Source organism: Vulcanococcus sp. DEBay_Sum22DG08_74, from assembly GCF_017852955.1.
Lineage (GTDB): Bacteria > Cyanobacteriota > Cyanobacteriia > PCC-6307 > Cyanobiaceae > Vulcanococcus.
Genome location: NZ_JAFMKL010000095.1, coordinates 1 through 6,305 on the forward strand (window position 1 = coordinate 1; position 6,305 = coordinate 6,305).

Consider the following 6,305-nt stretch of genomic DNA (forward strand, 5'->3'; position numbering starts at 1 on the left):
CCAAGCAGATCGGCGATCAGCGCAAGTACCTCAAGGAAGGCATGGAGGTGAATGTCGTCTATTGGAACGGGAAGCCTTTGGAAGTGGAACTCCCGAATTCCGTTGTTCTGGAAATCACCCAAACTGACCCCGGTGTGAAGGGCGATACCGCCACGGGCGGCACCAAGCCCGCCATCGTCGAGACCGGCGCTCAGGTGATGGTTCCCTTGTTCCTCTCGATCGGCGAAAAGATCAAGATCGACACCCGCACCGACAGCTACCTGGGCCGCGAGAACTGATCCCATGCAACTTGACCACAACCAGCTGCGTGAGCTGATTGCCCTGCTTGGGGACAGCGACATCCAAGAGCTCAAGCTCGAAGGTGATGACTTCCGCTTGGAATTGCGTCGCAATCTTCCCGGGGTCCAGCCCCAGGTTGTGATGCAGGCCGCCGCTCCGGTTGCGGCTCCCGCTGCAGCCACACCTGCCGCTGCCCCCTCCGCGGCTCCCCCGGCCGCCGCTGCGGCCCGCAGTGATCTGATTGAGATCACCGCTCCGATGGTGGCGACCTTCTACCGCTCCCCCGCTCCCGGCGAGTCGGCATTCGTGGAGCTCGGCGCCAAGATCAATGTCGGCCAGACCGTCTGCATCCTCGAGGCGATGAAGCTCATGAACGAGCTCGAGTCCGAGGTGAGCGGTGAGGTGGTGGAGATCCTGGTCGAGAACGGCACCCCGGTTGAATTTGGCCAGGTGCTGATGCGGGTGAAACCCGCCTAGCCCAATTCCTCAGCGGCCTCCAAGGCCGCCACCATGCTGGCTGCGCGGGCAATGCCAAGGCCGGCGATGTCGAACCCGGTTCCGTGATCCGGTGAGGTCCTCAGGAAGGGCAGGCCCAGGCTGGTGTTGACCGCCTGGTCAAAGGCCAGCAGCTTGACGGGGATCAGGCCCTGATCGTGGTAGAGCGCGAGGAAGCCATCGGGAGCGCCTCCGCCCTGCTGCCAGGCCATGCCCGCGCTCAGCCAGCAGGTGTCAGGTGGAAGTGGCCCCAGCAGGGTGACCTCAGGGTGCCGCGCGCTCCACTCCTCAAGCGTGGCCTCAAGCCAGTCCCGCTCCTCTCGTCCAAGACGTCCGGCCTCGCCCGCATGGGGGTTGAGTCCTGCGACGGCCAGGGTCGGCTCGTGGCGAAAGCGACGGCAAAACGCCAGTAAGACGTCGAGCTTGGCGCGCACCCGCTCAGGGTTCAGGGCTTGGGGAACCTGCTGAAGCGGAATGTGGGTGGTGGCGAGCAGGGTGTTGAGCCGCCAGCCGCTCTGGGGGGAGCGGGCGGTGAAGAGCATCGAGGCTTCCTTGGCTCCAGCCAGTTCAGCCAAGCGTTCGGTTTGGCCGGGGTAGTCATGGCCCGCTGCGTGCCAGTGCTGTTTGGCGATCGGGGCAGTGACAAGGGCTTGGCCGGAGCCCCGTTGCACCAGCTCAACGGCCTGGGTGAGCCAGCGGAAACTGGCTTCACCACTGATGGCGCTGGGGGTCCCTGGTTTCACGGGTTGCTCGAGCGGGCAATCCACCACCTCGAGCTGGGCGGGGTCCGCCAGGGGGGCGTCTGTCTGCCCCTTGAGTTGCGTGTAGGTCTCCTCCAGCCAGCGGCGGCAACCCACCAGCAGCGGCGGCTGGCCAGCGGGGGTCCAGCGGGCCAGGGCTTTGAGCGTGACCTCGCCTCCGATGCCGGCGGGATCGCCAAGGGAGACGATCAAGCGGGGGCGCTTAGCGTTGCTGTCGCTTGGCGGATCACCCATGTTGCGTTGGCTGTTGCTGATCGGGATGGGCTTTGCCCTGGTGAAGGGTGTGCAGAACGGCTGGGTGGAGTTGCACTGGAATCGTCTCTTCCACGATGCCGGGGTGCCGTTCGTTCCGGACCCGGATCAAGGTCCGGCGGGTTCAGGCGCAAACCGCATCTAAGGGTTATTCCATCACTTGGGACGGTTCTGCTCCTCCTCCCAGCTGGCGGCAAATCCTTCCCGATAGCTGGGGTAACGCAGTTGGTAGCCCAGGTCCTGGCACAGCCGCGCATTGCTGACGCGGCGGTTGTCGGCCCAGAAGCTCAGGGCCATCGCACTCATCTCTGCCTGGGCGTCGCGGAAGTTGCGTACGGCTGGCAATTTGCAACCCAGCAGGTGGGCGGCATAGCCGAGCGTTTCACTCGAGGGGCAGGGCAGATCGTCGCTGACGTTGAGCACCGCTGGCCTGGCCTCCGGGGGTAGGCCGCAGCAGTGCAGCAAGGCGCCAACGATGTCATCGACATGGATCCGGCAGAACACCTGCTTGGGCTTGTGGATCAAGCGGGCCTGGCCCTGTTGCAGCTGCTGGAACGGGCAACGACCCGGTCCGTAGATCGCGGGCAGCCGAAAACTCTGTAGGGGGAGAGCGCTGGCCAGCCAGCGTTGCTCGCACTGCAGGCGGGATTGGCTGCGGCGCAGGCCTGGCTCTGTCGGGCTCTGTTCATCGGCCCAGCGTCCTTGGGTGTCGCCGTAGACCCCCGTGGTCGATAGGTAACCCACCCACTGGAGGGGCTGGTGCCGGAGGGACTCCCCCAGAAGGTTGTAGGCGTCGTCCTCGCCGTTCTTGTTGGGCGGAAGGGTGATCAGCACATGGCTGAGGCCTTCAGGAAGCTGCGGGACGGCCCCCTCGCCCGCATTGAAGTGCAGCCATTGAGATCCCTCTTTGATCGAGCGCGAGGTCAGCCAGACCTGGGCCCCGCGCGCTCTGGCTGCATCGGCAAAGCGCTGGCCTGTGTATCCCCCGCCGAGGACCAGCACGCGGGAGGAGGGGTTGACACCACGAGCCGTCATGAGTACACCTGTATTGCTCACCCGCTGATCAATGACTGCATCTTGCTTCCCCGCCCCGCTTGCGTCCTCCTTCGTGGGCCAGGTCCCTGGGCGCGTGCGTCCTCGGCGGCGTTCGCGGGTTGGCGCCCCGCGTCGCCTGATTGGCCTGACGGCTTTGGCGCTGACGCTGTTCTCGGCCCTGCTGCTGGCTCCCGACCAGCCCCAGGCTCAGGCGGAGATTTGCCAGCGCCATAACGGCGCTGCGGCCTGCCGGATCTGGTGACTTAGGCGGCCTGCAGGTACGGCTGCATGGGATTGAAGCCGGAGTCAGGCGCTGCGGGCGCGGGAATGGCCCCGGGGCTGGCCCACTGCAGCAGGCGCAGGGCCAGGCGCAGGTCACCGTCGGTCCAGGCGCGGATGGCCATGGCTCGGCGGGGGTCGTAGAAGCGCTGCTGCCGGTACCACTCGAAAGCGTCAGCGTCGCTCTTGCGGCCATTGCAGGCCAGGCAAGCGGGAACGCAGTTTTCTGTCACGCTTAAGCCGCCGCGACTTTGCGGAAAAACGTGATCAATAGACTCAGAAGGTTTGCCGCAGTAGATGCACGTTTTTCCGGTGTAAGTGTGGAGGGATTGTCTCCACCGGCGAACACGAAGTTTGGGGCACAAGTCTTCAAGGAAAACGGCATCCCTGCTGTGCATCCGAATAATTCGGTTGCAGGGAGTCTGACCTGAGTGGCTGGGATGTCAATGTGTCGAACGATGCATTTTGCAAGGCTTATTGCAGCTGTTGCGCCCGCCCTGAGCTTCGCTAAATTATGAGTTGCTGCCCCAGCTCAGACGGCCCAGCAACGCACCTCGCGCTGCCTGATGCGGTTGGGAGCATCAGGGGCCATCGAGTTGGTTCTGCCCTTTGATGCGGTCACCCAGGCCCAGCTCAGGGCGGTGCGCCCCCGAGGCTTTTGGCGCTCAAAGCAGGGCTGCTGGGAGTTCCCGCTGGAAGCGGCCTTGGTCCTGCGTCAGCACTTCGGCAAGCGCTTCGCGATGGAGCCGCCGTTGCCCCAGTGGTGCAGCTGGCTCGAGCAGCCTCTGCCCCCCTTGCCGCCCCATCGCGAGCTGATTGCCAGCGCCGGATTAGCGGAACCCTTGCCGGACGGCCGGGAGTTGTTTGCCCATCAGCGGGCGGCGGTGCGCTGGTTGCTGGCGCGGCGTGGTGCGGTGCTGGCCGATGCCATGGGCCTGGGAAAAACCCTGACGGCGCTTGTGGCCGCGCGCGCGATGGTCCGGGCGGCGGATTGCTGCGTGGTGGTGATCGCTCCCACGGGGCTCCATCGCCATTGGCGCCAGGAGGCGGCGGCCTTGCAACTGCAGATCACCCTGCTCAGTTGGGCGGCGCTCCCACAGGAGCTGCCGGAGGCCGGCACGGTTCTGATCGCGGACGAGGCCCACTACGCCCAGAACTTGTCCGCTGCGCGCACCCAGGCCTTCCTGCGTCTGGCGCGCCATCCGCGGCTGCGGGTGGCGTGGTTGCTCAGCGGCACTCCGATGAAAAACGGCCGCCCAGCGCAGCTGTTCCCCTTGCTGGCGGCCATCGGCCACCCCCTGGCGAAGGACCAGCGCGCCTTCGAGGAGCGCTACTGCCTTGGCCATTGGCATGAACGCTCGGGCACCCGGCAGTGGAGTGCGACCGGGGCCACCCACCTGCCGGAGCTGCAGCGCCTGGTCAGGCCCCTGCTGCTGCATCGCCGCAAACAGGACTGTCTGGATCTCCCCCCGAAACGCCGGCAGATGCTTCCCGTCAGCCTGTCGGAGGCGGAGGGTCAGGGCTTTCAGCACCGCCTGCAACTGAAGGTGGATGACTATCGCCGCCGCGCCGCTGCGGGTTTGGTGCGCCGCGATGCCGAGGCCTTAGCCGTACTGACCGCCCTGCGTCAGATCGGCTCGGAGTACAAGCTCCCCGCCGCCGCCGCCCTGCTGGCCAGGCTGCAGGCCGAGGGGCAGGCCGTTGTGGTCTTCACGGCCTTTGTGACGGCGGCCCAGTTGTTGCAGCAGCGACTGGGGGGTGCCCTGCTGACCGGACGCCTGGCCGCCGCAGAGCGCCAAGGTGTGGTGGATCGCTTTCAGGCTGGCCACGAGCAGCTGCTGATCAGCACCTACGGCGTTGGAGGCCTGGGCTTCACCCTGCATCGGGCCAAGCATGTGGTCCTGCTGGAGAGACCCTGGACCCCTGGCGACGCCGAGCAGGCCGAGGACCGCTGCCACCGCATTGGCATGCAGGGGACCCTGGAGTGCCATTGGCTTCAGCTTGGCGTCGCGGATCAACTGGTGGACGGGCTGATTGCCGATAAGGCCGAGCGCATTGCCCTGTTGCTCAGTCGCGGCCAGGCTCAGCTGGAGCGTCAGCCGCTGCCGCGGATGGTGCAGCAGCTGCTCGATCAGTGGTGAGGCGGATGCAGTTGCGCCGCCGCAAATCGATCTCGTCGCGCATCAGGGCGTCGACGGGGTGTTTGCCTTCTTTCACCAGGGCCGCGGCTTTGAGGCTGTCGCGGCAGGCCTCCTGTGGCTTGCCGGCCAATTTCAGCAGCAGTGCCCGCTCGTTGCGGGGTTGCGGGTGTTCAGGGAAGGCCTCCACCACGGCATCGCAGTGCTTGAGCAAGGCGGGCAGACGATCAAGGTTGACGTTGCGTAGGCAGTCGTCAACCTTGGTTTGACTCTGGCCGGGCTCGGGTGGAGCGCTGCAGCTGCTGAGGACGAGCCAGAGCAGACCCGCCCCCAGGGATGGCGGTAGCCAGGAGCGGGTGCGGGTTGCCATCAGCCTCAGTAGGCGTAGCGGTTCGAGCTGCCGCTGGCGCCGGTGCCACTGGTGATGCCGGAGCTGGTGCTGGTGCGGTTGGTGCTGTCGGGGTGGGTGGACTGGCTCTTCTCTTCGTTGGTGTCCACCGCCTTGACGTAGAGATCGCCCAGGTAGCGACCGCAGTCGTTGAATTTGCCGGGATCGGCGACGACGGCTTCGGTGATCATCACCGCGGCGTGCTCAGGCGAGGTCTTGAAGACCGAGGCGCTCTGACGCTTGATGACCGCGTAGGCCGCTTTCCAGCTCACTTCGTGGTTGTTGCCGCTGCTGCGCATGAAGCAATAGATCTGTGCTCCTTTGGCACCGGTTTCATTGCCGGCCAGAGCGGCGGTCGGCAGCGCAGACCAGCCCAGGGCAGCAAGCGGAAGGGCTGCAGCCAGCCGAAGCAGCCGGCCGTTGAGGGACAGGGAAAGACGCATGCCGAAGCAGGGGAATGGCATTGGGTGTCCCACCGTATCGATCGTTTCCCCCTGGATCCAGGTGCCGATCAATCAGCTGGCAGGTGGCGGCAGGTCCCCGTGGCCCAGGAGCAGCCTGACCGCCAGCGGCAGCACCAGCAGCACCGTGATCAAGCGGACGGCGTGAAGGGCAGCAACGGCGGCACCGACTCCGAATTCGGCGCCCACCAGACTCATGCCGCTGATTCCCCCTGGT

The 6,305-nt window shown here is 65.8% G+C and carries 10 protein-coding genes and 1 pseudogene; 5 read left to right on the forward strand and 6 right to left on the reverse strand.

What is annotated here, in order from left to right; genetic code table 11:
* Positions 1–278: pseudogene (locus tag QZ184_RS09280) on the forward strand (elongation factor P); the annotation flags it as partial.
* 4 nt (positions 279–282) lie between these two features.
* A complete protein-coding gene (gene accB, locus QZ184_RS09285; RefSeq protein WP_296419241.1) occupies positions 283–756 on the forward strand; it encodes an acetyl-CoA carboxylase biotin carboxyl carrier protein in 474 nt (157 codons plus the stop codon).
* Here the strand turns inward: accB and pdxA are convergent.
* A complete protein-coding gene (gene pdxA, locus QZ184_RS09290) occupies positions 753–1,769 on the reverse strand; it encodes a 4-hydroxythreonine-4-phosphate dehydrogenase PdxA (protein WP_296419243.1) in 1,017 nt (338 codons plus the stop codon). The two genes, accB and pdxA, sit on opposite strands and share 4 nt — an antisense overlap.
* Between pdxA and QZ184_RS09295 the strand changes: the two genes are divergently transcribed.
* Positions 1,768–1,932: a hypothetical protein gene (locus QZ184_RS09295; protein WP_010313963.1), complete on the forward strand. Its 165-nt coding sequence runs from the start codon at positions 1,768–1,770 to the stop codon at positions 1,930–1,932. The two genes, pdxA and QZ184_RS09295, sit on opposite strands and share 2 nt — an antisense overlap.
* 11 nt (positions 1,933–1,943) lie before the next feature.
* Here the strand turns inward: QZ184_RS09295 and QZ184_RS09300 are convergent, their stop codons facing one another.
* Positions 1,944–2,822 (reverse strand): SDR family oxidoreductase, encoded by an 879-nt coding sequence (locus QZ184_RS09300; protein WP_296419245.1) that lies wholly within the window; start codon positions 2,820–2,822, stop codon positions 1,944–1,946.
* Positions 2,823–2,853: 31 nt separating this feature from the next.
* On the opposite strand from QZ184_RS09300, the gene QZ184_RS09305 reads away from it, so the two are divergent.
* The gene (locus QZ184_RS09305; RefSeq protein ID WP_296419247.1) at positions 2,854–3,084 is read left to right on the forward strand and encodes a hypothetical protein; all 231 of its coding nucleotides are present in this window, start codon (positions 2,854–2,856) and stop codon (positions 3,082–3,084) included.
* Position 3,085: 1 nt separating this feature from the next.
* On the opposite strand, the gene QZ184_RS09310 is transcribed toward QZ184_RS09305, so the two are convergent.
* Positions 3,086–3,499, reverse strand: a complete 414-nt coding sequence (locus QZ184_RS09310; RefSeq protein WP_071777926.1) for an HNH endonuclease — start codon at positions 3,497–3,499, stop codon at positions 3,086–3,088.
* Between the two features lie 168 nt (positions 3,500–3,667).
* On the opposite strand from QZ184_RS09310, the gene QZ184_RS09315 reads away from it, so the two are divergent.
* The gene (locus QZ184_RS09315) at positions 3,668–5,242 is read left to right on the forward strand and encodes a DEAD/DEAH box helicase (RefSeq protein WP_296415453.1); all 1,575 of its coding nucleotides are present in this window, start codon (positions 3,668–3,670) and stop codon (positions 5,240–5,242) included.
* Here the strand turns inward: QZ184_RS09315 and QZ184_RS09320 are convergent.
* The 3 genes from QZ184_RS09320 to QZ184_RS09330 all read right to left on the reverse strand — a co-directional run.
* Complete coding sequence (locus QZ184_RS09320; RefSeq protein ID WP_296415451.1) at positions 5,169–5,609, reverse strand: hypothetical protein; 441 nt, start codon at positions 5,607–5,609, stop codon at positions 5,169–5,171. The genes QZ184_RS09315 and QZ184_RS09320 overlap by 74 nt on opposite strands.
* Positions 5,610–5,614: 5 nt before the next feature.
* Entirely contained in the window at positions 5,615–6,070 is a 456-nt protein-coding gene (locus QZ184_RS09325) for a DUF6554 family protein (RefSeq protein ID WP_296419251.1), read from the reverse strand.
* Between the two features lie 72 nt (positions 6,071–6,142).
* Positions 6,143–6,305 (reverse strand): AbrB family transcriptional regulator (locus QZ184_RS09330; RefSeq protein WP_296419253.1); only part of this gene is annotated, 163 nt, incomplete at its 5' end.